Source organism: Streptomyces sp. NPDC012474, from assembly GCF_042955185.1.
Taxonomy (GTDB): Bacteria; Actinomycetota; Actinomycetes; order Streptomycetales; family Streptomycetaceae; genus Streptomyces; species Streptomyces cahuitamycinicus.
The window spans coordinates 59,628-85,083 of sequence record NZ_JBIBEP010000023.1 but is presented as its reverse complement, the minus strand read 5'-3'; the positions used below and the strand labels follow the sequence as shown (position 1 = coordinate 85,083).

Here is a 25,456-nt window from a genome sequence, read left to right as displayed (position 1 = left end):
GAGTCGTCGTCCCGGGGGCCGCGGCGGTTTGAGCGATCAGTGGACGGTTACACGGACGGCGCGAATGACGCAGAGCCCGAGGAGGTCGTGGACGCATGTCCGGTACGCAGCTCACCGTGACGCTCAGCGGCGGAGGCGCCGACGACGCGCGGACGGTCGTCCGCGCCCTGGAAGGCGCCTTCGGGGCGCCGGACGAGATTCCCGCCGACGAGAACGCGACGGTGCACACGGCGACCTTCGACGGGGAGAGGGAGACGGGTCCCGCCGGCGGTGGCGGGGAGGGCTCCGGGCGGCTGTCCGCGCCGGTGAGCGTCACCGTGCAGGGCAGCCCCGAGGCCGTGCGCCGGGCGAGCGACACGCTCACCCGGGCGTTCACGGCACGCGACGACGGTGCCGCCTCCGGCGACCAGGAGCAGGAGAGGGAGCTGCTCCTGGAGCCGTGAGAACCGGTCTCACCAGCGGGATTCGACCTGGTCCCTGATCCGCCGGTCGTACAGGTCGCGGATCGCCGTGAGCGTCTCGCCGGGCAGTCCCGGGAGGCGGGCGGCGGCCGCGTTGGCCCGGGCCTGCTCGGGTGAACGCGCACCGGGGATCACGGTCGTCACGCCGGGCTGCTCGACGATCCAGCGCAGGGCCAGCTGGGCCGGTGTGTATCCCTCGGGGGCGAGCGCCGCGAACTCGGCCGCCGCCTCCACACCGGTGGCGTAGTCGACGCCGGAGAAGGTCTCCCCCTGGTCGAAGGCCTCGCCGTGCCGGTTGTAGGTGCGGTGGTCGTTCTCCGGGAAGACGGTGTCCCGGGTGTACTTGCCCGACAGCAGGCCGGAGGCCAGCGGGACACGGGCGATGATGCCGACGCCTGCCTCGCGGGCGGCCGGGAGCACCTGGCGCAGGGGCTTCATGCGGAACGGGTTGAGGATGATCTGCACGCTCGCCACGTTCGGCCGGGCGATCGCGGTCAGTGCCTCCTCACAGGTCTCGACGCTGACGCCGTACGCGGCGACGCGCTCCTCCTCGACCAGGGTGTCGAGGGCGTCGAACACCTCGTCCGTGGAGTAGACGGGCGTCGGCGGGCAGTGCAGCTGCACCAGGTCGATCCGGTCGACGCCGAGGTTGCGCCGGGAACGGTCGTTCCAGGCGCGGAAGTTGTCCAGCACGTAGTTGGCGGGGATCTGGTCGACTCGGCGGCCCATCTTCGTGGCGACCATGACGTGCAGGTCCGGGCGGCCGCTGAGGAACGCGGCGATGGTCTGCTCGCTGCGTCCGTCGCCGTACACGTCGGCGGTGTCGAAGAAGGTCACCCCTGCCTCGGCCGCCGTCTCCAGTACCGCGAGGGCTTCCTTGTCGTCGACGTCTCCCCAGTCGGCACCCAGCTGCCAGGTGCCCAGACCGATGACGGAGGCGTGCTGCCCCGACCTGTCGAATGTGCGCTCGTCCATGAGCGTCAGTCTTTCATCCGTCACGACACCGCGCGGAACGTGCTGCTCCGGCTCGTCGAGCTCACACCGTTCACTCACACGAGTGAGGCAATGCGGCAGGAACACGTCACGTGTAAGCGGGCCTCTAGTGTGACGCCGGTGACTACCGGTTCAGCGAACAACCACCCGTCCGACGCCTCGCCTTGGACCCGTCGGGGCTTCCTTCTCAGCGCCGCCGCCCTGGCCGCGCTGCCCGGTCTGCCGGCGGATCCTGCTGCTGCCGCCGCGGAGTTGCCGGACTTCCCGGCGGACGTCGCGCTGTACCGCTCGGCCTACCGCAACTGGGTCGGTGAAATCACCGCCGACGGTCTGTGGGCCTGTGCTCCGGAGGGCCCCGGCCAGGTGGTCGCCGTCGTCAACTGGGCGTGGCGGCACGGGTGGCGGGTGCGCGCACGGGGCGCCGCACACGGCTGGTCACCGCTGACGGTGACGGAGGGGACGCCGCCCGGGGCCCCGGTCCTCCTGGTCGACACCACGGTCCACCTCACGGGTCTCGCCCTGGACTCCCCGACCGCAGTGCGCGCCGGGACCGGCGTGACCATGGAGGATCTGCTCGCCTTCCTGGAGGAGCACGGCCTCGGCGTCACCGCGGCGCCCGCTCCCGGCGTACTCACCCTGGGCGGAGTCCTGGCCGTCGACGGCCACGGCACGGCCGTCCCCGCGCGGGGTGAGCAGCGGCGGCCCGGGCACACGTACGGCTCGCTCAGCAATCTCATCCTGTCCCTCACGGCCGTGGTGTGGGACGACGGGGCCGGCGCGTACGTGCTGCGCACGTTCCGGCGCGGCGGGACGGACGGCGCCGCGCTGCTGACGCATCTCGGACGGTCGCTGGTCACCGAGGTGGTGCTGCGCGTCGGCGCGAACACGAACCTGCGGTGTGTGAGCCGCACGGACATCCCGGCCGGGGAGCTGTTCGCCGCACCCGGCTCGGGCGGCGGGCGGACGTTCGCGAGTTTCCTGGACGAGGCGGGGCGGGTCGAGGCGATCTGGTTCGCCTTCACCGAGCATCCCTGGCTCAAGGTGTGGAGCGTCTCCCCGACACGGCCGCTGACCTCGCGGAAGGTGACACGGCCGTACAACTATCCGTTCTCCGACAACGTCCCCACGCCGGTGGCGGAGCTGGTCGGCCGGATGACGTCGGAGGCGGCCTGGTACCTCGCGCCGGTGCTCGGCACCGCGCAGTACGAGGCCGCCGCCCTCGGGCTGGTGACGACGCTGTCCGCCGACCTCTGGGGGCCCTCCAAGAACACGCTGCTGTATCTGAAGCCGACCACGCTGCAGGTGCACGCCAACGGCTACGCGGTCCTCACCGCACGGGACCGGGTGCAGCGGGTCGTCTCCGAGTTCGCCGCGTTCTACCGGGAGCGGCTGACGGCGTACGCCGCCCGGGGCAGTTTCCCGGTCAACGGCTCGGTGGAGATCCGGGTGACCGGCCTGGACGACCCGGCCGACACCGGCGTGGCCGGGGCCCGTCCGCCGCTGCTGTCGGCGCTCCGGCCGCCCGAGGACCACCCCGAGTGGGACGCGGCCGTGTGGCTGGACGTCCTGACACTGCCGGGCACGCCGGACGCGGAGGCGTTCCTGCGCGAGATCGAGCGGTTCCTGCTGCGCGCCTTCGACGGCGGGTCCGCGCTCACCCGGGTGGAGTGGTCCAAGGGGTGGGCGTACACGGACGACGACGTGTGGAGCGACCAGGAGGTGCTGGGCGGGGCCGTCCCGGCGGCGGTCGGCCCGGCCGCGTGGGCGGACGCGAACGCCGCGCTGGACCGGCTCGATCCGCACCGTGTGTACGGCAACGCCTTCCTGGACCGGCTGTTCGGCCCCTAGTCGTATCGATCACGAGCGTCGACGACACCCATGGTTCCGGCGGCTAGTCCCGGGAGGCCAACGCCCGCGCGTGCACGGTCCGTGCGACCTTCGGCCCCAGCCAGCGCTTGAACCGGCGCAGCGGCTCCAGCTGTCCGGCCGCCCGGTCGAGGCGGTAGTACAGCTGGGGCGGGACATGGGGCAGCAGGGGCGAGTGGCGCTGGCCGAGCAGGGCGAACATGCGCTCCGGGGGCAGGTGCATGTAGCGCGGCAGGTTCTCGTACCACTGGGCGCTGTAGCGGGCCGCGCTCTGCACGGGCAGCAGGGCCGCCTTGCGTTTCCGCTCGTAGCGGGCGAGGGCGCGCGGGAGCTCCGGGTGTTCGCGCAGCGCGGCGGCCAGGGCGATGGCGTCCTCCAGGGCCAAGGTGGTGCCGGCACCGATGGAGTAGTGCGTGGTGTGGGCGGCGTCGCCGAGCAGGACGAGGTTGCCGTGGGACCAGGTGGCGTTCGTGAGGGTGCGGAACGTCTGCCAGGGGGTGCCGCCGGGGCGGCCCAGCAGGGTCTGGCCTTCGAGGACCCGGGCGAAGAGCCGCTCCATCAGGGCCCGGCCGTCGGCCTCGCTCACCCGGTCGAGTCCGAGCCCGGCCCGGGTCTCGGGTGCGCACTCGACGACGCAGGTGCTGCGGTCGGGGCCGTAGCCGTAGCCGTAGCACCAGATCCAGCCGTGGGAGGTCTCCGTGAAGGCGAAGGTGAAGGCGTCGAAGGCCTTCGTGGTGCCGAGCCACACGTACTGATTGCGCCCGGGGGTGAGCCGCGTTCCGAAGTGCGCGGAGTGGCGGGTGCGCAGGGCGCTGCGAACGCCGTCGGCCGCCACGATCAGGTCGGCACCGGAGGGCAGGTCGCCGGCGGTGATCGCGCGCTCGTACTCCAGGCGTACGCCGAGCTCGCGGGCCCGGGCGGCGAGGATCTCCAGCAGCCGGTGGCGGCCGATGCCGTGCCCCTGGTCGCCGCTGTGCCGGGTCGTCAGGTCCCGGACGTGGGCGACGCCGTCGCTCCACCGGACGGAGCCGGCGTCGAGGAGGGCCGCCGACTCGGGGTCCTGCTCGTGGAGCCGGTCGAGCAGTCCACGCCAGTACGTCACGCCCCAGCCGTAGGTCGAACCCTCCGGATCGCGTTCATAGACGGTGACGTCGTGGGAGGGGTCCTGCCGCTTGAGCAGGATCGAGAGATACAGACCGGCGGGCCCGCCGCCGACACAGGCGACCTTCACGCACACCCCTGAGAATGACCGAGAGCTGTCGATTGCCGACGCAGAGTAGCAGCTTGTGAGTGCCGCCGACCGGACCGCCGAATCGCGCCAGTTTCCCGGCGTGACCCGCACCACGGGCAGCGGGCCGCACCGGCAGAAACATCCGCCACAGCGCCCCGCACGGGTGGAACTTCCCCTTCCACACTCGCGCACAGGCGCCTCGCAGCAAGATCATCTTCGTTCAACCTTGCACGACATAAGGGGAATTGCCTGGATCGGAGCCAACCGGCTCGCGTGGATTTCTCCCGGTAGCGGGCGGGCCGGTAGGCATGCGGGGACATCAGCCGAACCCACCTCTGGAGGTCCGCATGCCGGAACTCAGCCGTCGCAGTGCGCTCACCGCCGCGGCCGTCCTCGCCACGAGCGCGGGGACCTTGTCCGCAGTCACCCCGGCCTCGGCCGCCGGGCACCACGGCTCCCCCGGGACCTTCGACGAGGTCTACAAGGGCCGCCGGATACAGGGCCGGCCGGCCACCGGGTCCGGTCACCACCACCACGGCGCGGGATACGCGGTGTTCGTCGACGGCGTGGAGCTGCACGTGATGCGCAACGCCGACGGCAGCTGGATCAGCGTCGTCAGCCACTACGACCCGGTGGCCACCCCGCGGGCCGCCGCCCGCGCCGCGGTGGACGAGCTGCAGGGCGCGCCGCTGCTGCCCTTCCCCGCCAACTGACCCGCCCCGCAAGGCATCTGGAGCAACCGCACATGGCTGTCCGCAAGAACCAGTCCACCCTGACCGCCGACGAGAAGCGGCGTTTCGTCACCGCGCTGCTGGAGCTGAAGCGCAGCGGCCGCTACGACGAGTTCGTCACGACGCACAACGAGTTCATCGTCTCCGACACCGACAACGGCGAGCGGACCGGGCACCGTTCACCGTCCTTCCTGCCCTGGCACCGAAGATTCCTCCTGGAGTTCGAGCGGGCGTTGCAGTCGGTGGACGCCTCGGTGTCACTGCCCTACTGGGACTGGACCGTCGACCGTACGCCGCGCGCCTCGCTGTGGGCGCCCGACTTCCTCGGGGGAACCGGGCGCGAGCGGGACGGCCGCGTGACGGACGGGCCCTTCTCCGCGTCCGGCGGGAACTGGCCGGTCAACGTGCGGGTGGACAGCCGTACGTTCCTGCGGCGCTCCCTCGGTTCCGGTACGCGCGAGCTGCCCACGCGGGCAGAGGTCGAGTCGGTGCTGTCGATGTCCACGTACGACATGGCGCCCTGGAACAGCGGCTCGGACGGCTTCCGCAACCACCTCGAAGGGTGGCGGGGCGTGAACCTGCACAACCGCGTCCATGTCTGGGTCGGCGGGCAGATGGCGACCGGGGTCTCCCCCAACGACCCGGTGTTCTGGCTGCATCACGCGTACATAGACAAGCTGTGGGCCGAGTGGCAGCGCCGGCACCCCGGCTCCGGCTATCTGCCGGTCTCCGGCACGCCGAACGTGATCGACCTCAACGAGACGATGCGGCCGTGGCACGACATGAGCCCGGCGGATCTGCTGGACCACACGCCGCACTACACGTTCGACGTCTGATCAGACGCTCGCGCCCTCGCGGCACTCCGGGTGGCCCCAGCCGCCGTCGTTCTTGGCGATGGGCTCGCCGGCCGCGTACGAGCGTCCGCACTGGCAGCGGCCGGGGAACTTCGCCTTGATGGTGCGCGCGGAGCCCTTCCCGCCCGCGGCCGTGGCGGTGCGGGCCGCGCCGCCACGCGGGCGGGAGCGGGGGGCCTTGGCCGGGGTGTCGGAGGCGGGCGGCGGCTCGGGAGAACCGAGGCCGCTGCCCGCGGGCTCCTGGACGGTGGCGGCCTGGCTGGCGGCGCGGTCGGCGAAGTCGTTGAGCCGGTCGCCGTCGACCTGGTGGGCGGGGACGTAGCGGAACTCGACCGAGCGGCCGTCCAGGAGTTCGTCGATGCGCACGACGAGATCCTGGTTGGCGACCGGCTTGCCGGAGGAGGTCTTCCAGCCGTTGCGCTTCCAGCCGGGCAGCCAGGTGGTGACGGCCTTCATCGCGTACTGCGAGTCCATCCGGATCTCGAGCGGCACGTCCGGGTCGGTCGCCGCCAGCAGGCGCTCCAGCGCGGTGAGTTCGGCGACGTTGTTGGTCGCCTTGCCGAGCGGCCCCGCCTCCCACCGCTCCGGCGCCTCGGAAGCGTCGGCGACGACCCAGGCCCAGCCCGCCGGCCCGGGATTTCCCTTCGAAGCCCCGTCACAGGCGGCCACAACACGTTCACGCATGCGCTCGATCATGCCATGACCTCGGTGGCCGTCCGGCCGGGAGGTCCGCCCCTAGTCCACGTCGGTCAGCTTCGGCATCTCTCCCTCGGTCTTCGTGATGTCGATCACCGAGAAGTTCGCGCCCTGCGGGTCACTGATCGCCGCGAAGCGGCCGAACGGGGTGGTCATCGGGCCGAACCGCAGCACGCCGCCGAGCTCGGTCGCCTTCGCCACGGTCTCGTCGCAGTCCTCCACGGTGAAGTACACGTTGATGTACGGCTGCACCTCGGGCGGGAAGTCGTCGCCCATCTTCATCCGGCCCAGCACGGTGCGTTCGCCGAGGTCGTAGATCCGGAAGTCCGTCTCGCCGTCCTCCATGTCCCGCTGCCGGTAGGCGAAGACCGCGGGGAAGAACGCGTCGGACTTGCCGGGCTCGCGGGTGAAGACCTCCGCCCAGGTGTAGGCACCGGGTTCGGCCATCGCCTGGAAGCCCTCATGGGTACCCGCCTGCCAGACGCCGAAGACGACGCCGCCGGGGTCACGGGCCAGGCACATGGTGCCGAAGTCGGCGACCTGCATCGGCTCCATCAGCACCTCGCCGCCGTTGTCACGGATGCGGCCGGCGGTGGCGGCGGCGTCGTCCGCCGCGAAGTACAGGCACCACTGCGACAGGCCCTCCTGGCCGGGCATGGGCGGGACGACGGCGGCGACCGCCTTGCCGTTCGCGTAGGCCTCCGTGTAGTTGCCGAACTCCGCCGACGCCTCGGCGAAGGTCCAGCCGAGGACGTCACCGTAGAAGCTCTTGGCCCCTTCGAGGTCGCCGAACATCGCGTCGGCCCAGCAGGGGGTTCCTTCAGGTTGCACGGCCATGGCCACGGCCCTCTCCGAATGGATGGAATCGTCCGCTTCCTCACGCTAGTCATCCGGCGGCCGGCCCGCGCGTCGAGTGGGCCGGGCCGTCCGGCACGGCACGGCACGGACGATCGCGTCCGGCGGATGTCTTCCCCCCGGCGCCCGGCTGTGCTTGCCTGAGTGCCGTTTCGGTGGCCGGGGCGGGAGTTGCCGTATGCGCAAGCCGTGGATCGTGGGGGCACTACTGGCCGGGGTGCTCCTCGGCGGGTGCGGGGATCCCGCGTCCGGACCCGAGGAGCCGGCCCCGGCCGCGCCCCGTGCCTCGGCCACCACCCATCAGCGGGCCCCTGCCTCTCCCGGTTCTCCCGGCCCGGAGCCGAGGAAGGCCCCCAGGGTGCTGTACCTCGGCGACTCCCTGGCGATGGAGAGCCAGAAGGTCCTGGGCCAGGAGTTACGCCGGGACCTGAAGGCGCGGTACACCGGCGCCCCGTACTCCGGCACCACCCTGTGCGACTACCTGGAGGGCACGGCCGAACGGTCCCTGGTGCCGCCCGCCGACAAGGCCGCCGCGCTGGTGCGCAGGCTGCGGCCCGACTTCGTGGTCCTGCAGTTCTGGGGGAACTCCTGGGGCTACACGCCGTGCATGGACGGCATCACCCACGACAAGTCCCCGGCCCGGTACTTCCGCCGCTACGACGCCGACGCCCGCCGGCTCACCGAGCAGATCACCGCGGCCGGGGGCGGCAGCCGCCCGCGGATCGTCTGGGTGTCCCAGGGCCCGGACCCGATCACCCCCGACCGGGTCCGGCGCGTCAACGCGCTCTACGAGAAGCGGGCCGCCGCCTCGGGCGACCTCGTGGCGGACGCCGGGAAGGCGGTGAGCCCGGCCGCGGGCCGCTACACCTGGACGCAGTACCTGCCGTGCACGGCCCACGAACGTGCCCGCCCCGGCCTGTGCACACAGCCCGGCCGCGATCGCACGGCACTGCACCGCGACGACGACTATCTGCACTTCTGCCTGGCCCCGACCACCACCCGGCCGAAACCCTGCCCGGTCCGGTCGCCCGGCATCCTGCGCATCGCCCGGGAGGTCACCAAAACCATTCGACAGGCGGCGCGTTGACCGCTCGAATGGCGCCATGTGCGCGGTGCGGATGCATGAGGACGAGCTGGACATCGACCTGTCACTCGTCGGCCGGCTGATCGCGGGGCAGTTCCCGCAGTGGGCCGGGCTGCCGCTGCGGCGGCTGGAGTCCTCCGGGACGGAGAACGCCATGTTCCGCCTCGGTGCGGACAAGGTCGTACGCCTCCCCCGGCACCCCCGGGCAGTGGAGGCCATCGCGCACGAGCTGCGCTGGCTGCCCCTGCTGGGCCCGGGACTGCCCGCCGCCTCGCCCGAGCCCCTCGGCCGGGGGGAACCCGGTGACGGGTTCCCGTGGCCCTGGTCGGTCTACGGCTGGCTCGGCGGCCGCAACCCGGTGCCCGGCAGGATCGAGGAGCCCGCCCTGCTCGCCGGGGACCTGGCGGCGTACGTCACGGCCCTGCGCCGCATCGACGCGTCGGAGGGCCCCCCGGGGTACCGGGGTGTGCCGCTGGCGACCCGTGATCCCTTCCTGCGTGAGGCACTCGGGCGGCTCGCAGGGCGGGTCGACAGCGCCGCGGTGACCCGAGTGTGGGAGGAGACCCTGAGCGCTCCGGAGCACACCGGTCCGCCGCTCTGGGCCCACGGTGACCTGATGGCCGGGAACGTCCTGGTCACGGGCGGGCGGCTGAGCGCCGTGATCGACTTCGGCACGGTCGGGGTCGGGGATCCCTCCGTCGATCTCATCGGCGCCTGGTGCCTGCTGCCGGCCGCGGCCCGCGGCGTCTTCCGCGAGGCCGTGGGGGCCGGCGAGGCCGAGTGGGTACGGGGGCGGGGCTGGGCCCTGTCGATCGCGGTCATCGCGCTGCCGTACTACTGGGAGACGAACCCGCCGGTCGCGGAGAACTCCCGGTACGTGATCGAGGAAATCCTGACCGAGGCGGCGTAGGGGCGCGGCGGCTTCCCCGCGGGTCGGCTTCCCCCGCGGGTCGGCTTCCCCACCGGTCGGCTGCCCCCTCCGCGGAGCGATTTCGTACACGGCGGCTTCCCCGCAGGGCGGCCCCGCCCCTGGCCGCACGGGTCACTCGCCCGCGTACGCCTTCTCCAGCGTGGCGATGTCGAACTTGCCCATCGCCATGAACGCCTGGGTCACCCGGGACGCCTTCGCCGGATCCGGGTCGCTGATCATGTCGGAGAGCCGGTCCGGGGCGACCTGCCAGGACACGCCGAACCTGTCCTTGAGCCAGCCGCAGGGGCCCGGCTCGCCGCCGTTCTCGGTGAGCCTGTTCCAGTAGTAGTCGATCTCCTCCTGGTTCTCGCAGAAGATCATGAAGGAAGTGGCCTCGGTGAACCTGAACTGAGGGCCGCCGTTGAGCCCGAGGAACCGGTGCCCGTTGGCCGTGAACTCCACCGTCATCACGCTGCCGGCGGGCTGGGGCGCTCCCTCGGGGTAGCGCGCGATCTTGCCGATGCTGGAGTTCTTGAAGATCGAGACGTAGTGGTGGGCGGCCTCCTCGGCCTGGCCGTCGAACCAGAGGCACGTGGTGAATCCGTCGGTGGTCATGAGTCCTCCTGCACGCTTCGAACGCTGTCACCACTGTCGACCGGGACTCGCCCCGGAACTCATCGGCCGACGGCCGGCGAATTCAGGTGGCCACTACACCGTTCGGAACCAGCATCCGCTCATGGCGCCTTCGCCCGCCGGCAGCGGGCATCCGTCCCTTCGGTTTCGACGTACGGCAGAGCGACCCGCCGGACGGAGTTCGACCGCGGCGGGCACTTCGCGGCGGTCGAGGAGCCGGACCTGCCGGTCGGTGATGTGCGGGCGTTCTTCGGCCAGTTGGGGGGAGACGGGCTGAGCCCGAGGACTCTGCCGGTAGCGGATCTGCCGAGGGCAGAGAAACCGTTCGCGGGCATCGTCCGGGGCCAAGAGTGGAGTCGACGGCACATCCCCGACACGTCCACGGCGCTTGCCGCCACGACGAGGAGAACCGATGACTCCACTCACGACGCTCGCCCCGCGGGCGGAGGAGGGCGACACCCCTCCGACCCGCTTCGACGACCATCTGGCCGCCCAACTGCTCGCGCAGCGCATCGTGCTGCTGGGCACCCAGGTCGACGAGGTCTCCGCGAACCGGGTCTGCTCCCAGCTGCTCATCCTGTCCGCGGAGGACGCCCACACGGACATCAGCCTGTACATCAACAGCCCGGGCGGGGCGGTGCACGCGGGCCTCGCCATCTACGACACGATGCGGCTCATCCCGAACGACGTCTCCACGCTGGCCATGGGCTTCGCGGCCAGTATGGGCCAGTTCCTGCTGAGCGTCGGCGCGCCGGGAAAGCGCTACGCCCTGCCGAACGCACGGATCATGATGCACCAGCCGTCGGCGGGCATCGGCGGCACCACTGCCGACATCGAGATCCAGGCGGAGAACCTGGAGTTCACCAAGCGGACCATCGAGCGGATCACCGCCGAACACACCGGCCAGAGCCAGGAGACCATCTCCCGGGACGGCGACCGGGACCGCTGGTTCACGGCCGAGGAAGCCCGCGAGTACGGCATGGTGGACCGGGTCGTGGAGTCCCTCGCGGACGTCCGCCCGGCGGCCACCCGGCGCAGGATGGGGCTGCAGTGATGGGTTCGTACACGATTCCGAACGTCGTCGAGCGCACCCCGCAGGGCGAGCGTTCCTACGACGTCTTCAGCCGGCTGCTGTCCGAGCGGATCATCTTCCTCGGCACCGAGATCGACGACGGCGTCGCCAACGTCGTCATCGCCCAGCTCCTCCACCTGGAGTCGTCCTCCCCGGAGAGCGAGATCGCGATCTACCTCAACTCCCCGGGCGGCTCCTTCACTTCACTCATGGCCATCTACGACACCATGACGTTCGTGCAGGCGCCGATCTCCACCTTCTGCGTCGGGCAGGCGGCCTCCACGGCGGCCGTGCTGCTGGCGGGCGGGGATCCGGGGCGGCGGTTCGTGCTGGAGCACTCCCGGGTGCTGCTCGGCCAGCCGGCCGCCGGCGGGCAGCGCGGCATGGTGTCCGACCTGGCGCTCCAGGCCAAGGAGATGGTGCGGATCCGCTCCCAGGTGGAGGAGGTGCTGGCACGTCACACCCACCACGACGTGGCGGCCCTGCGGGCCGACATGGACCGCGACAAGGTGTTCACCGCGCAGGAGGCGGTGGGCTACGGGCTGGCCGACGAGGTGCTCAGCCGGCGCCTCGCGAGGGTCTGAGGCGCCGACCCGGTACGGCACAGGCGGGCGCCTCGCGAGGGTCTGAGGCGCCGGCCGGTACGGCTCAGGCGGCCAGGCACATTCCGTCGTGCGACGAGGCGGACGCCCCTCGGCGGCCCGCGCCCGCGTGGCGCGAGGTGGCGCGGGCCAGTTCGCCCTGGGCCCTGGTCAGCAGATCGCCGAGGTTCAGTCCGAGGGCGTGGGCCGCGGCCGCGAGGACCTCCGAGGAGGCCTCCTTGCGGCCGCGCTCCACCTCCGAGAGGTAGGGCATGGAGATGCGCGCCTCCTCGGCGACGTCCTTCAAGGTGCGCTCCTGGGCCAGGCGTTCCCGGCGCAGCACGTCCCCCACCAGGTCCCGCAGCAGCGGCTCCTTCGCGGCGGGAGCCGGCGGCGTCCGGCGCGGCGGCGCTCCGGCGGGACGCGCACCGTGCGGGCGCAGAGGGATGACACGGGCTTCGTTCGGCAGGTGGTTGCTCACCGCTCCAGCCTAGGAATCCCGGCCGCCCTGGGAAGGGCCCGGCGTTCCGCCCTGGGTGGAATCACGCCCCCACACCGGCGGAGAGGAACATTCCGCCCGATTTCGCCCATGGGAAAATCGAAGGGCATGCTGCGCGTCGGCCCGGGTACCCGCAACTCGGGAGTACCTATGCAGATGTCCGCCGTGACGTTCGTGGGAGAGGCAATGGAGAGCGCCGTGATCCGGTCAAAGGCACAGGTCGTCGAAGAGAACGCCGAGGCCGGCGCGGGTGACGGAGCACCGCTGGGCGTCGTTGACCCGCGGTCCGTGGCCCCGCGGGACGCGAGGCAGCTGTCCCGCCAGTTCTTCCAGCGCCTGACGGAACTCGAAGAGGGCACGCACGACTACCAGTACGCGCGCAACACCCTGATCGAGATGAACATGTCGCTCGTGCGCTTCGCGGCCGGCCGGTTCAGGGGCCGCGGTGACGACATGGAGGACATCGTCCAGACCGGCATGATCGGCCTGATCAAGGCCATCGACCGGTTCGAGCTCTCGCGCGAGGTCGAGTTCACGTCCTTCGCGCTGCCGTACATCGTCGGCGAGATCAAGCGCTTCTTCCGTGACACGACCTGGGCGGTGCACGTACCGCGGCGGCTCCAGGAGCTGCGTGTGGAGCTGGCCAAGGCCCGTGAGGAGCTCGCCAGCCGACTGGACCGCGAGCCGACGGTCGCCGAGCTTGCCACGCTGATGAACATCACCGAGCAGCAGGTCGTGGAGGGGCAGATCGCGGCGAACGGGTACAACTCGTCGTCGTTGGACGCCGCCCTCACCGGTGACGGTCCGGAGGGCGGCGAGGCGGTCCTCGCCGACTTCATCGGCGTGGAGGAGGACGGGCTGCGGCTCGTCGAGGACTTCCACTCGCTCGCCCCTCTGATGGCGGAGCTGAGCGAGCGCGACCGGCAGATCATCCACATGCGGTTCGTGGAGGAGGCCACCCAGGCGGAGATCGGTGAGCGGCTCGGCTGCTCGCAGATGCACGTCTCCCGCCTCATCAAGCGGATCATCACGCGGCTGCGCGAGGGCATGCTGGGCGAGCTGGGCTGCGCCTGACACCGTCGGACGACCAACGGGTGCCGTCCCCCATGCGGGAGTGGGGCGGCACCCGCGACCGCGTCCGGATTCCGTCCGGGTGACGCGTCCGGCCCGGGCGCTTCACCCCGCGGTCGCCTCGGAGAGCGGCAGCACCGCACGCACCCGCTTGCCGACCGGCACCCGCTCCACGCTGACCTGCTCCGCGAGCGCGTGGACGATCTCCAGGCCGTGCCGGCCGATGCGCTCGGGGTTGCGCGGGAAGATGCGGGGCAGCGCGGAGCTGCTGTCGTAGACCGACACCGTCACCGCGCTGTCGGTGCCGACGAGCTCCAGGATGTACGGCCCGTTGCTGTGCCGGTCCGCGTTGGTGACCAGCTCGCTCACCACCAGCAGTACGGCGCCGTCGACCCGCTCGTCGATCCGCGCGCACCACTCGGTCCTGAGCTGGTCGAGGAAGAGCGCGGCGAAGGACCGCGCCTCGGCGATGCATCCCTGCTCACCGGTGTAGTGTGCCGCCCGCCTCAGCGGTTCCACGGGCACGTCGAAACCAGTCGGTATCACTGCCCCGTCCAGGTGGTCGATCATTCTTTTCTCTCTGGAAGGCCGGACTGGCCGGACGCTCTCTGCACCAGTGCTCGTACCCCGAGCCGGGCTTTGCAGTCCTGACAGATGCTCGCCCGTTCGGTGCCCAGGCATTGTCTCCCGTCCGCGGGGCACCCGGAAGGAATCAGGGCCGGCCGGGGGCGGCCGGGCCCGGATCGCCGGAGGTGCGCGGTGGCCTGGTGGACATGGCTGGTCATGGTGATCGCGGCGCTCGCCGCCGTCGCGGTGGTGACAATCGCCGTGCAGGCGGGCCGCCGGTCGGGGACCGTCATCGCGGTCCGGCGGCGGTCCCGTGGAAAAGGCCCGCGATGAACGAGCTGCTGGCTGCGCGGAGCCTGACGACCCTGCCGGTGGTCACCCTCGGCGGGGAGGCCGTCGCCCAGGTCAAGGACACCGTCTTCGACGCCGCCGCCGGTCGGATCACCGGCTTCACGCTCAGTGGCCTGGGCCTGCTGTCGGGTCCGCTGAAGCAGAGTCTGCCCTGGCCGGCGGTGCACGCGCTGGGTCCGCACGCGGTCATGATCCGCGATGCCCTGGCGCTGCAGGACACGTCCGCGGTGGTGGCCCGCCGGGAGGCCCAGCAGGGCCGGGTGCTGCACGCGAAGGTGCTGACCGACGAGGGTGCCGAGGTCGGCACCGTACTCGACGTGATCGTCGAGGGCGGGACCAGCGGCCGGGTCGTGGGGTTCCGGATCGCCGCGGGCAAGGCGCTGGTACAGAGATCCAGACGCCGTCGGCACCGGGTGTACGTGCCGCGCGGCGAGACGCTCGCCGTCTCCGGCCGGGCGCTGGTCATCCCGGCGGACGCCACCCGCTACGTCGCCGACGACCTGACGGCCTTCGCCGCCCGGGTCGGGGCCTTCCGGGCCGGGCGTGAGGGGACGGCGACATGATGCTGTTCTCCGAAGCGCAGGGCCTGCCGGTGCTGACGCTGGACGAGGCGGAGGAGGTGGGTGCCCTGAAGTCGCTGACGGTCGACGCCGTGTCCGGCGTGGTCACCCACGTCCGGGTGCGCGGCCGGCACTCCCGCAAGGAGACCGTGCTGGCCTGGGGTGCGCTGCACGCCGTCGGTCCGGACGCGGTGCTGGTCCGCACGACCGCCGGACCGGCCGAGGTGCCGCCGCACCACGAGCTGCCGGGTCTGCGGATCCTCACCGAGACGGGCGACACGCTCGGCACCGTCCAGGATGTCGCGTTCGAACCGGAGACGGGCCGGGTCGAGGCGGTCGTCACCGCCCACGGTGACCTGCCGGCCGACCGGCTGCTCGGACTCGGGGACTATGCCCTGGTGGTCCGCGCCGCCTGAACCGGCCGGGTCAGGAGGACGGGGCCTGTTCCGTCGTGCCGCCGCCGGTGTCGCTTCCCGTGCCGGTGCCGGTGTCGCTGCCGGTGCCGGTGCCGGTGTCACCCTCGGGCGGGGGCTGCTGGGTGTCGGACGACGGTGGCTCGTCCGTCGTCGGCCCGGTCGTGTCCGTGTCCGAGGTCGGCGGTTCGCCGGTGGGCGGCTGCGACGACGTCGTGTCGGGCGGTGCCGTGGGCGTGGTGACGCTCGCCGACGGGGAGGGCTTCTCGGGCTTTTGGGTCTTGTGGTCCTTCTTGCCCGTGTCGCCCGGCCGGCGCTCGAACCACTCGCCGTCGGGCTCGCACATCACGAAGGCGTCGACCGGCTTCGGAGCGGGCGTCACCATGACGACGTTCGACGGCTTGTAGCCCGGCCACTCCTCGCCGGTCGTCCTGGGCGCGCTCTGCTGGGCTACCGGCGGGGACAGCGGGTTGCCGCACGCGCAGCGCACTCGTGGCACGCCGCGGTCGTCGACCAGGACGGCCGTGCGGGCCTGGAGGACGGCCTGGTAGCTGGTGGGCGCGCCGTCCTTGTACCCGTGGTTGGTGACGCGGGTGTCCATGCGGAGCTGCACGGGGGTGAGCGAGCGCAGGTAGGCCGGGACCTCGGACGACTCGATCCGCGCGACCGAGGCGAACGCGCGCTGCTTGTCCGGGGCCTCCCCGAAGTACTTGATCTGCTTCTCCACGTCACAGCTGGCGACGTTGCGGGTGCCGCCGTACAGACCGGGCGCGTCGCCCTTCACGCCCCGGACGGCGTTCTGCGGCGCCGACTCGGTCGCCCCCGAGGGCGCGACCGGCGAGGCGGAGCTCTTCTCCTCGGCCGTCGACTCGGTGAACGCGTCGGGGCCCGTGTCCGCGGCGGGCTGGAGGAAGACCTCGCCGCTGGCCGTGCTGGTGCCGCCGTCGGACGCGCCGGTGCCGCCGTTGTCGGGCCGGGAGAGCACCACGGCCAGGATGACGGCGGCCACCACGGCGGTGGCGATGATCGCGACACGGGGCACGGAGCCCCACCAGGGCCGGCGGGGCTCCGGGTCCCCGCCACCTCCGCTGGGCGGCTCCGAGGGCGGGCCGCCGCCGGGCGGGGGCTGGGAGGGGCCCGACAGCGGGCCGGAGGGAGGTCCTGTGGGGCGGCCGGACGACGGCGGATCGACGCTCACGAGTTCTTCTCCCCGCGTGGGTTCTCTGCGGCCTTCGCCCAGGGTGATTGATCCCGGTACATGCCGCTTGTTCCACTACATGTTCATTGTGTGCCCCGGTCCCGTACGCCCCGCAAGCCGACGCGGACGGACCTCTCCGGCGGGCGGTCGGCGCGCGGGCTGCTTAGCGTGGCGGCGTGAGTTCGCGCACCCCCTCCGGCCAGGCCCGCACCTCCGGCGAACGGGCCGCCGCCCGCCATGGCTGGGCGCATGCCCTCGTCACGGTGCTCGGCGGGCTGCTCGCCATGGCGGTGGTGGCCGGCCTGGGTCTGTGGGCGGCCGGGGCCGCGGACCTTCCGGACGGCTCCTTCGCCCCCGTCGTCGCGGCCACCATGGTCACCGCCGTCGGCGGCACGGTGAAGCTCGCCGCAAGCGCGGGCGATCTCGCGGACACGCAGGCCGGCCTGACGGTCATTCCGTTGTCCGTCACGCTGACGGGGGCGCTGGTGATCGCCTGGGGGTTCCTGCGGCCGCTGCGGCACCGTGCCGTGGCCGGTGCCAAGGAGCTGGCCGGCTGGGCCGGCCGGGTGGCGGTCCTGTGGCTGCTCGCGCTGATCGGTCTCACGCTCGCCGCCCGCCACACCTTCGACATCTCCCTCGGGGACGACACACTGGGTGAACTCGGCGACCTGTTCGGCGGGTCACCGCAGGTCGGCTTCACCACGGACGTTCCGCTGTCCGTGTTCGTCGGCGTGGTGTGGCTGGCCGGTGTGCTGGTGCTGGCCCTGCTGGTGTCGCGTGGGGCCCCGTTGCCCGCGAGGCTGCTGCGCTTCCAGGCGTCGGTGCGGCCGGCCGCGTACGCGATGGTCGCGCTGCTGCTGACCTTCGTCGTCATCGGCGTGGTCATCGCCCTGATCGTCGCGGCGACCAAGGGGCACGCGCGGGAGACGTTCGCGGTGATCCTGCTCGGCATCCCCAACCTGGTGTGGCCGGCGCTGACGATCGGACTCGGCGCCACCTGGAACGGCCGGGTGGAGGGGCCGTTCGGGCTGCCCATGCCGCAGGTGCTCGACGAGGTCCTGCGCACCCCGGACATCTCCGAACTGAACCTGCGCACGCTGGCCGAGCACGACGGCCGGGTGTGGTGGCTGCTGGTCGTCGACATCGTGCTGCTGCTGGCGGCCGCGTTCGTGATGGCGGCCCGGTCGCCGGCCCGGGTGCGGGCCTGGCAGCACGCCGTGCACATGGCGGTGGCCCTCGTGCTCACGGTGTTCATGATCTGCCTCGTCGGGCGCATCTCCGCGCACTACGGCCTGTCCGTGCTCGGCATCGGGGACCTGGGCGGCGGCCTCGGGGGCGAGCTGTTCCTGAGACCCAGGCTGTGGGGTGCCGTCGGCCTGGCCGTCCCGTGGGGGCTGGTGACCGGGTTCGCCGGTGCGCTGCTGGCCCGGCACGTACGGCGGCGCGGCGAGGTGCGTTCGGACGACGGGAACTGACGCCCGTTCTACGTCCGCTCCACGAAGACCGGTTCGGCCCAGCGCGGCGGTGGCTTGGGCCGCTCCTCCCCCGCGCCCGGCAGTTGCCGGTCCACTCGCGTGGGCTGCCTCGTGGCACCCCCCTGCCCGCCGCCGGTCGTCGCGGCGCGCAGGGCGGCGACGAAGGCGAGGCAGGACGGGTACCGGTCGTCGGGGCTCTTGGCGAGGGCCTGGGCGAAGACGGGGTCGACCCGGGGGTCGAGGTCGGGCCGGTCCTCGGTCAGCGGCGGCGGTTCGTCGTACTGGTGGGCCCAGAGCAGGGCCATGTCGTCGTCGCGGAGGAAGGGCGGATGGCCGGCCAGGGTCTCGAAGACGACACAGGCGAATCCGTACACGTCGCAGCGGGCGTCGACCGGCTTGCCGGAGATCTGCTCGGGGGAGACGTAGTCGAGCGTGCCGACGAACTGGCCGACGGTGGTGAAGCCGGTCAGCGACAGCGACTTCTTCGTCAGGCCGAAGTCGGTGAGGTAGACGTGCTCGGGGTGGTCGCTGTCGGTGCCGCGGGAGACCAGGATGTTGCCGGGCTTGACGTCCCGGTGGACCAGCCCGTGGTCGTGGGCCGCGTCGAGCGCGGAGGCGAGCTGGGCGGCGACGCGCACGGCGGTGGCGGGCGGCATCGGGCCGTCGCGGTCGAGGACATGCCGCAGGTCGCTGCCGGCGACGTACCGCATGGCGATATACAGCACGCCGTCCGTCTCACCGGCCTCGAACACCGGCACGATGTGCGGGTGGTCGATCGCCGCGGCGGCCCGGGACTCGTGGGTGAACCGGCGGCGGAAGGTGTCGTTCCGGGCGAGTTCCGGGGCGAGCAGCTTCAGGGCGACGGTACGTTCCAGACGCAGGTCGCGGGCCCGGTAGACGACGGCCATGCCACCGCGCCCGATCTCCTGCTCGATCCGGTACCCGGCGATCTGCTGCCCGATCAGCTCGGAGGGCCGCCCCGAGAACAGGCTCGTCTCGCGGTTCAACGCCCGTCACCCTCGGGCGGGAGGACCCGGGTGGGCTCATGCCCCACGACCCGCGTGGGCTGCGCGCCGGCAGGCAGATCCACCTCGCTTTCCCCCTCCCCGCCCCGGTCCTCGCGGGACACGATGCGGGTGGGTTCGAGGGCATCGGCAGACACGACCCTCGTCGGCTCAGGAGCGTCGGGGGGCGCGACCTCCCTGGGCTCAGGACCGTCGGTCGGCACCACCCTCGTGGCTTCAGGAACGTCGGCGGGCACCACCTTCCCCGGCTCAGGACCGTCGGCAGACACCACCCTCGTGGCTTCAGGAACGTCGGCAGACACCACCCTCGTCGGCTCAGGAGCGTCGGCGGGCACCACTCGTGTGGGTTGGGGAGCCGCCGGAGGCACTGCCCCCGTGGGCTCGAGTGCCTCAGGCGACACCACCCGCGTCGGCTCAGGAGCCTCAGCAGGCACCACCCGCGTCGGCTCCGGAGCCCCCGAAGGCACCGCCCCGGCGGACTCCGGAGCCTCAGGCGACACCACCCGCGTCGGCTCAGGAGCCTCAGCAGGCACCACCCGGGTCGGCTCGGGTGGCTCCGGAGGCAGCGAGCTCGGCGCGGGTGCCGGGGCCACCGGTGCGACCACCCGGGTCGGTTCAGGCGCCACAGCAGGGGCAGCACCCGTCAGGGCGGGTGCCTCCGCAGGGGCGGCAGCCCCCTTCAGCGCGGGTGCCTCCGCAGACGCGGAGTTCGCCGGCTCGGATGCCTCAGGCCCCGCTCCCCCTTGCGGCTCGGGCGGCGTCGCCCGCGTCGGTCGTGCGGGGGCGCTCCGCTCGGTTTGAGGCGCGTCGGGCCGGCGGGGGGCTCCGACGGGGCCCTCGGGCGGCTCCGCCCGCGTGGGGGGACGCACGGGCGTTTCGGCCGGGCGGGACGCGGCTCCGGCTGCGGGCGTCTCGTCCGTCGCGTAGGTGGTCGTCCGGATGCCGTCGGCGTACACCCAGTGCCCGTGGGCGGAGTCGTAGAGCCACACGGACTCGCCGTCGACGACGACGCCGATCCGCATGCCATGGGTGCGGGCGCGGAACGACTCCCGGTCGAGGCCGCCCGCGAGGTCCTCCACCGCGGAGCGGTAGCGCGCCAGGGCCTCCTGCGCCCGGCCCAGCAGCGGACGCGGATCGGCGGCGCGGGTGAGCGGCCCGTCCGCCGCGGGCGGGTCCTGCGGTACGGCGACCAGGCGGCGTCCGTCCACCCAGGCCGCCCAGCCGTTGAAGCACAGCACGTGCCCCCAGTCGCCCTGCCGCTCCAGCAGCTGCACCGGCAGCAGCGGGTCCAGGTCCACGGTGGGCCGGGACGGGTCGGGGGCCTCCCAGGCTGGCATCCCGTTCTGCGGGACCACGTGCGTGGGCCGGAATCCAGGAGTCGTCACAGGCGCTGCCTACTTCCGCATCACGGCCGGTTCGTGGCGGCGCAGCAGCCGGGACACCAGGAAACCGAAGAGCACCGACAGCACGACCAGCATCCCGACGTCCAGCAGCCACGTGCCGGCGGAGTGCTCGAAGAGGGGGTCCTTCGTCAGATCGTCGGGAACGATCCGGGCCAGCCCGACGGTCCCGGCCATCGCGGCCAGCGCCCAGCGCGCCGGCACCAGCCAGCCCAGCTGCTCCAGCCCGGGGGTGTCGGTCAGCTTGAGCAGAGCCCCGCAGAAGACGACCTGGACGATGGCGATGAGCACGAGCAGCGGCATCGTCACCTCTTCCTTGCGCACCAGCGCGGAGATGAGCAGGCCGAGCATCATCGCGGTGAACGCCAGCAGGGCCACCGCGACCGTGATCTCCACCAGGGGCGGCATCAGCACGCCTTCGCCGCCGGGTGCGTTGAGGTCGACGCCGAGCAGGGCGACCAGGGTCAGCACCACCGCCTGGAGGACGGTGATGACGCCCAGGACGACGACCTTGGACATCAGATACGCCGATCTGGACAGGCCCACCGCCCGTTCACGCTGGTAGATCACGCGTTCCTTGACGAGTTCGCGCACGGCGTTGGCCGCTCCGGTCAGCACCGCTCCGACGCACAGGATGAGCAGCGCGTTCATCGCCGTGTCCAGCGTCAGCTTGCCTCCCGCCAGGGCGCGGGCCATCGCGCCCATCACGAACGGCAGGGCGATCATGATGATCAGGAAGGTGCGGTCGGCCAGCAGCGCGGACGTGTACCGGCGCACCAGCGTGCCGAGCTGGGCTCCGCGGCTGCGCGGCCGGGGCGGGGCGGTGATGACGACGGGCTCGGACCGTGGCTGCGGGGGCTGCGCGGAGGCGTCGGCCACGTACCGGCCGTGGAACGGCGAGGCGAGGTACTCCCCCGCCCAGTCCCGGTTCGTGTCCCGGTCGAAGGCCTCGAAGGCCTCCGGCCACTCCTCGAAGCCGAAGAAGGCCAGCGCCTCCTCGGGCGGCCCGTAGTAGGCGATCTTCCCGCCGGGCGCGAGCACGAGGAGCCGGTCGCAGACGTCCAGACTGAGCACGCTGTGGGTGACGACGATGACGGTCCGGCCGTCGTCGGCGAGGCCGCGCAGCATGTGCATCACCGAGCGGTCCATGCCGGGGTCGAGGCCCGAGGTCGGCTCGTCGAGGAACAGCAGCGACGGCTTCGTCAGCAGCTCCAGGGCCACGCTGACGCGCTTGCGCTGGCCGCCGGACAGGCTGTGCACGGGCTGGTCGGCGCGCTGCTCCAAGCCCAGTTCGCGGATGACCTCGTCGACCCTGGCGCGCCGCTCGGCCTTGGCGGTGTCCTGCGGGAAGCGCAGTTCGGCGGCATAGGAGAGGGCTTTGCGGACGGTCAGCTGGGCGTGCAGGATGTCGTCCTGCGGGACCAGGCCGATGCGCTGGCGCAGCTCGGCGTAGTCGCGGTAGAGGTCGCGGCCGTCGTAGAGGACGGTGCCGTGGTCGGCGGGCCGCTGGCCGGTGAGGGCGTTGAGCAGCGTGGACTTGCCGGCGCCGCTCGGGCCGACGACGCCGAGCAGGCACTTCTCCCCCACGGGGAACGACACGTGGTCGAGGAGCGTCTTGCGGCCGCGGTCGACGGTGACCGCGAGGTCCTGCACGTCGAGCGAGACCTCGCCGGTGTCGACGTACTCCTGGAGCTGGTCGCCGACGAGGCAGAACGCCGAGTGGCCGATGCCGACGATGTCGCCCTGGCCGACCGGGGCGGTGGTGACGGGGCTGCCGTTGAGGTACGTGCCGTTGTGGCTGCCCAGGTCGACGATCTCGTAGGTGCCGTCTGCCAGGGCGCGCAGTTCGGCGTGCCGGCGGGAGACCGAGAGGTCGTCGACGAGCAGGTCGTTGTCGGGGGCACGGCCGATGCGGACGGTGCGGGAGGGCAGCGGACGCACGGTCGTGGGCTGCCGGTAGGTGCCGGTGTGCGCCGGCATGGAGACGGCGGAGGGGCGTTCCGGGGTGCGCCGGGCGGGGGCGGGGCGGCCCGTCAGGGTCATGCGCGGTCCGTCGGCCGGATTGCCGAAGCGGATGACGCTCCCGGGCCCGACGTCCCACTCGTGGATGCGCCTGCCGTCGGCGTAGGTGCCGTTGGTGCTGTCCTCGTCCTCGATGGTCCAGTGACCGTCCTCGGGCTTCAGCACCGCGTGGTGCCAGGAGACCCGGTCGTCGTCGATGACGATGTCGCACATCGGGTCGCGCCCTACGTGGTAGTCGCGGCCCGGGATCATCACGGTGCTGCCCGTCTCTGTCTCCAGGACGAGTTGTGGTGCTACCGAGGGTTGCGCCATGGTCATGATTCTACCGATTTGCCCTGTTGTGCGCCTGGGCGAGTGCGGCGTGCGGCGGGTCAGCCGACGGTGATGCCGACGAAGGGTGCCGTGCGCTGCATCCGCAGGGTGTCGACGGACTCGGCGAGCAGTTCGTATTCGGTGGTGTCGTCGCTGGTGGCGATGCGCACCAGCCGTCCGGCCGCCAACTCCTCGGCGACCCGCTCCTGCTGGGCCGGATCGGCGCACCAGGCGCGCAGCAGCCCGGGCACGTCGGGCACGGTGTGGGCGACCGGCACGAGCGCGCCCGGCGGTAAGTGCTCGGCGGCGGGCTGCGGGTCGAGGCGCTGGGCGATCCAGGAGGCACGGTCGCGCAGCCACCACAGGGCTAGGGCGAGGGTGGGCGCACGATAGGTACCGAGGGGCACTCCGATCCGGCGGCCGTCGCAGACTCCGTATGCCGTGACGTGGCACAGAAACTCGTCGTGCACGTGGCCCTCCCCCGTCGCCCTGCCCGTCCGCCTTGCCCGGCCTCGCTTCTCCTGCGGCTCGCGTGCTGTGCGTGAGGACGCCGTCGCTGGATGTGAAAGCGCTCTCGCAGGTCAGTATGTTCACTACTGAATCACTGTCACCATGACTTTCCGGCCACTCTCCTGGCATATTCACCCCTCGGGTTGGCCGAAATCCGGCGAACTGCCGCGCCGGGCCATGACTCCGGAGGTAATCGACGCTCGCGGCGGGCGCGGGCAGGGTGGTCGTACCGGGTTCACCGCAACCGGAATCCGGGCCCTGACCAGCAGGGACGACCTTCAGGAGGATGATCGCCCATGTCCGCAACCGCTCACCGCTACGAGGACGCCGTCGCCCGCTACTTCGAGGCCTGGAACGCCGAGGACCCGGCGGCGCGCGCCAAGGCGGTCGCCGCCGCCTGGACCGAGGAGGGCGGCTACACGGACCCCCTGGCCGACGTCAGCGGCCATGAGGGGATCGCCGCGGTGATCGCGGCGGCCCGGGAGCAGTTCCCGGGGTTCGAGTTCCGGCTCGCGGGTGGCGTCGACGGGCATCACGACACCGCGCGCTTCTCCTGGGAGCTGGTGAGCGCGGCCGACGGCTCGGCCCCGGTCGCCGGGTCGGATGTGATCACCCTCGACGGGCAGGGCCGGATCCGGGCCGTCCTCGGATTCCTGGACCGGGTGCCCGCCGGGGTGTGAAGCGGGCGCTCGCGATGAGTTCTCCGGTGTCCGGCGGTCTGCTGTGAGGAAGAGGCCGCCGAGCACCGGAGGACGTCATGGCCGTCACGGAAGTACTGGACGCGGAGTTCACCGCGGTCCTGCGCAAGAGCCCCGCCGAGGGCGGCTGGACCTATCTGGTCTGGCCCCGGTCCGTCGAGTTCTTCGGCACCCGCGGCCTGGTGAAGATCCGCGGGACGATCGACGGACATCCGTTCCGCAGCTCGTTCATGGCCCTGGGCGACGGCACACACAAGCTGCCCGTGAAGGCCGGCATCCGCAAGGCCATCGGCAAGGAGGAGGGTGACACGGTGACCGTGCGCCTGGAGGAACGGATCGGTTCCTGAGCGTGCGCGCCCGGGGGCGGACCCCCCCGGGCGGGCCGGCCTCTACGGCTTGACGATCGCGTCGATCCGGGCCAGTTCGTCCGCGTCGAAGTCCAGGTAGCGGATGGCGCCGACGCTGTCCTCGATCTGCCGCGCGCTGCTCGCGCCGACCAGCGCGGAGGTGACACGGCCGCCGCGCAGCACCCAGGCCAGTGCCATCTGGGCCAGGGTCTGGCCGCGGCCCTTCGCGATGTCGTTGAGGTCGCGCAGCCGGCCCACCAGGTCCTCGGTCAGCGCGTCGGAGTTCAGGAAGGGGCTGTCGCTCGCGGCCCGGGAGCCCTCGGGGATGCCGTCGAGGTAGCGGGCGGAGAGCACGCCCTGCTCCAGCGGGGAGAAGACGATCGAGCCGACCTGGAGCTCGTCGAGGGCGTCGAGGAGACCCTCGTCCTCGGGACGGCGGTCCAGCATCGAGTAGCGCGGCTGGTGGATGAGGAGCGGGGTGCCCAGCTCGCCCAGGATGCGGGCGGCCTCGCGGGTCTGCTCAGCGGAGTAGTTGGAGACACCGACGTACAGCGCCTTGCCCTGCTGCACCGCCGAGTGCAGGGCCCCCATCGTCTCCTCCAGCGGAGTGTCCGGGTCGGGGCGGTGCGAGTAGAAGACGTCGACGTAGTCCAGGCCCATCCGCTTCAGGCTCTGGTCCAGCGAGGAGAGCACGTACTTGCGGGAGCCCCACTCGCCATACGGGCCCGGCCACATCAGATAGCCGGCCTTGGTGGAGATCACCAGCTCGTCGCGGTAGGGCGCGAAGTCCGTCTTCAGGAACTCCCCCAGCGCGGACTCGGCGGCGCCGGGCGGCGGGCCGTAGTTGTTCGCGAGGTCGAAGTGGGTGACGCCGAGGTCGAAGGCGCGGCGCAGGATGGCGCGTTGCGTCTCGACGGAACGGTCCGGGCCGAAGTTGTGCCACAGGCCGAGCGAGAGCGCGGGGAGCTTCAGGCCGCTGCGTCCGGTACGCCGGTAGGGCATGTCCGCGTAGCGGTCGGGGTGTGCGGTGTACAACGCGAC

27 protein-coding genes are annotated in these 25,456 nt (G+C 72.1%); 14 read left to right on the top strand and 13 right to left on the bottom strand.

Features of this window, described 5'->3' with window-relative positions:
• The first annotated feature begins 95 nt into the window (after window positions 1–95).
• Window positions 96–443: a hypothetical protein gene (locus ACFY9S_RS35670; RefSeq protein ID WP_391137169.1), complete on the top strand. Its 348-nt coding sequence runs from the start codon at window positions 96–98 to the stop codon at window positions 441–443.
• Between the two features lie 9 nt (window positions 444–452).
• Here ACFY9S_RS35670 and ACFY9S_RS35665 read toward each other — a convergent pair whose 3' ends face one another.
• Window positions 453–1,436, bottom strand: coding sequence for an aldo/keto reductase (locus ACFY9S_RS35665; protein WP_391137166.1), 984 nt, complete (start codon window positions 1,434–1,436; stop codon window positions 453–455).
• Window positions 1,437–1,574: 138 nt separating this feature from the next.
• Between ACFY9S_RS35665 and ACFY9S_RS35660 the strand changes: the two genes are divergently transcribed.
• Window positions 1,575–3,302: a cholesterol oxidase substrate-binding domain-containing protein gene (locus tag ACFY9S_RS35660; RefSeq protein WP_391137163.1), complete on the top strand. Its 1,728-nt coding sequence runs from the start codon at window positions 1,575–1,577 to the stop codon at window positions 3,300–3,302.
• A 43-nt stretch (window positions 3,303–3,345) separates the two neighbouring features.
• Here the strand turns inward: ACFY9S_RS35660 and ACFY9S_RS35655 are convergent, their stop codons facing one another.
• Complete coding sequence (locus ACFY9S_RS35655) at window positions 3,346–4,557, bottom strand: FAD-dependent monooxygenase (RefSeq protein ID WP_391137160.1); 1,212 nt, start codon at window positions 4,555–4,557, stop codon at window positions 3,346–3,348.
• 341 nt (window positions 4,558–4,898) lie between these two features.
• Here ACFY9S_RS35655 and ACFY9S_RS35650 point away from each other — a divergent pair, with 341 nt between their 5' ends.
• Together ACFY9S_RS35650 and ACFY9S_RS35645 are read left to right on the top strand one after the other, a co-directional pair.
• Window positions 4,899–5,264, top strand: coding sequence for a tyrosinase family oxidase copper chaperone (locus ACFY9S_RS35650; RefSeq protein WP_391137157.1), 366 nt, complete (start codon window positions 4,899–4,901; stop codon window positions 5,262–5,264).
• Window positions 5,265–5,296: 32 nt separating this feature from the next.
• Window positions 5,297–6,118, top strand: a complete 822-nt coding sequence (locus ACFY9S_RS35645; protein ID WP_391137154.1) for a tyrosinase family protein — start codon at window positions 5,297–5,299, stop codon at window positions 6,116–6,118.
• Here ACFY9S_RS35645 and ACFY9S_RS35640 read toward each other — a convergent pair whose 3' ends face one another.
• Together ACFY9S_RS35640 and ACFY9S_RS35635 are read right to left on the bottom strand one after the other, a co-directional pair.
• Window positions 6,119–6,832 carry an RNase H family protein gene (locus tag ACFY9S_RS35640; RefSeq protein ID WP_391137151.1) on the bottom strand — a complete coding sequence of 238 codons (714 nt, stop codon included), beginning with the start codon at window positions 6,830–6,832 and terminating at the stop codon, window positions 6,119–6,121.
• A 39-nt stretch (window positions 6,833–6,871) separates the two neighbouring features.
• Window positions 6,872–7,669, bottom strand: a complete 798-nt coding sequence (locus ACFY9S_RS35635) for a VOC family protein (protein ID WP_391137149.1) — start codon at window positions 7,667–7,669, stop codon at window positions 6,872–6,874.
• Between the two features lie 196 nt (window positions 7,670–7,865).
• Here ACFY9S_RS35635 and ACFY9S_RS35630 point away from each other — a divergent pair, with 196 nt between their 5' ends.
• The gene (locus ACFY9S_RS35630) at window positions 7,866–8,774 is read left to right on the top strand and encodes an SGNH/GDSL hydrolase family protein (protein ID WP_391137146.1); all 909 of its coding nucleotides are present in this window, start codon (window positions 7,866–7,868) and stop codon (window positions 8,772–8,774) included.
• Between the two features lie 16 nt (window positions 8,775–8,790).
• A complete protein-coding gene (locus ACFY9S_RS35625; protein ID WP_391137143.1) occupies window positions 8,791–9,681 on the top strand; it encodes a phosphotransferase in 891 nt (296 codons plus the stop codon).
• Between the two features lie 132 nt (window positions 9,682–9,813).
• On the opposite strand, the gene ACFY9S_RS35620 is transcribed toward ACFY9S_RS35625, so the two are convergent.
• On the bottom strand, window positions 9,814–10,296 hold the full coding sequence (locus ACFY9S_RS35620) for a VOC family protein (RefSeq protein ID WP_391137140.1): 483 nt from the start codon (window positions 10,294–10,296) through the stop codon (window positions 9,814–9,816).
• Between the two features lie 430 nt (window positions 10,297–10,726).
• On the opposite strand from ACFY9S_RS35620, the gene ACFY9S_RS35615 reads away from it, so the two are divergent.
• On the top strand, window positions 10,727–11,368 hold the full coding sequence (locus tag ACFY9S_RS35615; protein WP_248509782.1) for an ATP-dependent Clp protease proteolytic subunit: 642 nt from the start codon (window positions 10,727–10,729) through the stop codon (window positions 11,366–11,368).
• A complete protein-coding gene (locus ACFY9S_RS35610) occupies window positions 11,368–11,970 on the top strand; it encodes an ATP-dependent Clp protease proteolytic subunit (protein WP_391137136.1) in 603 nt (200 codons plus the stop codon). The genes ACFY9S_RS35615 and ACFY9S_RS35610 overlap by 1 nt, the downstream gene beginning before the upstream one ends.
• 64 nt (window positions 11,971–12,034) lie before the next feature.
• On the opposite strand, the gene ACFY9S_RS35605 is transcribed toward ACFY9S_RS35610, so the two are convergent.
• Window positions 12,035–12,448, bottom strand: a complete 414-nt coding sequence (locus ACFY9S_RS35605) for a helix-turn-helix domain-containing protein (protein ID WP_391137133.1) — start codon at window positions 12,446–12,448, stop codon at window positions 12,035–12,037.
• A 204-nt stretch (window positions 12,449–12,652) separates the two neighbouring features.
• Here ACFY9S_RS35605 and ACFY9S_RS35600 point away from each other — a divergent pair, with 204 nt between their 5' ends.
• Window positions 12,653–13,540 carry an RNA polymerase sigma factor SigF gene (locus tag ACFY9S_RS35600; protein WP_102911313.1) on the top strand — a complete coding sequence of 296 codons (888 nt, stop codon included), beginning with the start codon at window positions 12,653–12,655 and terminating at the stop codon, window positions 13,538–13,540.
• 102 nt (window positions 13,541–13,642) lie between these two features.
• Here the strand turns inward: ACFY9S_RS35600 and ACFY9S_RS35595 are convergent, their stop codons facing one another.
• Window positions 13,643–14,107, bottom strand: a complete 465-nt coding sequence (locus tag ACFY9S_RS35595) for an ATP-binding protein (RefSeq protein ID WP_391137130.1) — start codon at window positions 14,105–14,107, stop codon at window positions 13,643–13,645.
• Window positions 14,108–14,433: 326 nt separating this feature from the next.
• Here ACFY9S_RS35595 and ACFY9S_RS35590 point away from each other — a divergent pair, with 326 nt between their 5' ends.
• Window positions 14,434–15,018, top strand: coding sequence for a PRC-barrel domain-containing protein (locus ACFY9S_RS35590; RefSeq protein WP_391137127.1), 585 nt, complete (start codon window positions 14,434–14,436; stop codon window positions 15,016–15,018).
• A complete protein-coding gene (locus ACFY9S_RS35585; RefSeq protein WP_391137124.1) occupies window positions 15,015–15,431 on the top strand; it encodes a PRC-barrel domain-containing protein in 417 nt (138 codons plus the stop codon). The genes ACFY9S_RS35590 and ACFY9S_RS35585 overlap by 4 nt, the downstream gene beginning before the upstream one ends.
• Before the next feature lie 10 nt (window positions 15,432–15,441).
• Here the strand turns inward: ACFY9S_RS35585 and ACFY9S_RS35580 are convergent, their stop codons facing one another.
• Window positions 15,442–16,626: a DUF6777 domain-containing protein gene (locus ACFY9S_RS35580; RefSeq protein WP_391137121.1), complete on the bottom strand. Its 1,185-nt coding sequence runs from the start codon at window positions 16,624–16,626 to the stop codon at window positions 15,442–15,444.
• 176 nt (window positions 16,627–16,802) lie between these two features.
• Here ACFY9S_RS35580 and ACFY9S_RS35575 point away from each other — a divergent pair, with 176 nt between their 5' ends.
• Window positions 16,803–18,101 carry a streptophobe family protein gene (locus tag ACFY9S_RS35575; RefSeq protein WP_391137118.1) on the top strand — a complete coding sequence of 433 codons (1,299 nt, stop codon included), beginning with the start codon at window positions 16,803–16,805 and terminating at the stop codon, window positions 18,099–18,101.
• A gap of 8 nt (window positions 18,102–18,109) precedes the next feature.
• Here the strand turns inward: ACFY9S_RS35575 and ACFY9S_RS35570 are convergent, their stop codons facing one another.
• Genes ACFY9S_RS35570 through ACFY9S_RS35555 form a run of 4 tightly spaced genes read right to left on the bottom strand, consistent with a single transcriptional unit; the run spans window position 18,110 to window position 23,330 of the window.
• Window positions 18,110–19,108, bottom strand: coding sequence for a protein kinase (locus ACFY9S_RS35570; RefSeq protein WP_391137115.1), 999 nt, complete (start codon window positions 19,106–19,108; stop codon window positions 18,110–18,112).
• Window positions 19,105–20,511 (bottom strand): hypothetical protein, encoded by a 1,407-nt coding sequence (locus ACFY9S_RS35565; protein ID WP_391137112.1) that lies wholly within the window; start codon window positions 20,509–20,511, stop codon window positions 19,105–19,107. Before ACFY9S_RS35565 ends, ACFY9S_RS35570 begins: the two co-directional genes overlap by 4 nt.
• A gap of 9 nt (window positions 20,512–20,520) precedes the next feature.
• Window positions 20,521–22,860, bottom strand: a complete 2,340-nt coding sequence (locus ACFY9S_RS35560) for an FHA domain-containing protein (RefSeq protein ID WP_391137109.1) — start codon at window positions 22,858–22,860, stop codon at window positions 20,521–20,523.
• A gap of 59 nt (window positions 22,861–22,919) precedes the next feature.
• Window positions 22,920–23,330 (bottom strand): hypothetical protein, encoded by a 411-nt coding sequence (locus ACFY9S_RS35555; protein WP_391137106.1) that lies wholly within the window; start codon window positions 23,328–23,330, stop codon window positions 22,920–22,922.
• 336 nt (window positions 23,331–23,666) lie between these two features.
• Between ACFY9S_RS35555 and ACFY9S_RS35550 the strand changes: the two genes are divergently transcribed.
• Both ACFY9S_RS35550 and ACFY9S_RS35545 read left to right on the top strand, forming a co-directional pair.
• Window positions 23,667–24,050 (top strand): nuclear transport factor 2 family protein, encoded by a 384-nt coding sequence (locus tag ACFY9S_RS35550; RefSeq protein ID WP_391137103.1) that lies wholly within the window; start codon window positions 23,667–23,669, stop codon window positions 24,048–24,050.
• 77 nt (window positions 24,051–24,127) lie between these two features.
• A complete protein-coding gene (locus ACFY9S_RS35545; RefSeq protein ID WP_391137100.1) occupies window positions 24,128–24,415 on the top strand; it encodes a DUF1905 domain-containing protein in 288 nt (95 codons plus the stop codon).
• A 42-nt stretch (window positions 24,416–24,457) separates the two neighbouring features.
• On the opposite strand, the gene mgrA is transcribed toward ACFY9S_RS35545, so the two are convergent.
• The gene (gene mgrA / locus ACFY9S_RS35540) at window positions 24,458–25,450 is read right to left on the bottom strand and encodes an L-glyceraldehyde 3-phosphate reductase (protein ID WP_391137098.1); all 993 of its coding nucleotides are present in this window, start codon (window positions 25,448–25,450) and stop codon (window positions 24,458–24,460) included.
• Window positions 25,451–25,456 lie beyond the last annotated feature (6 nt).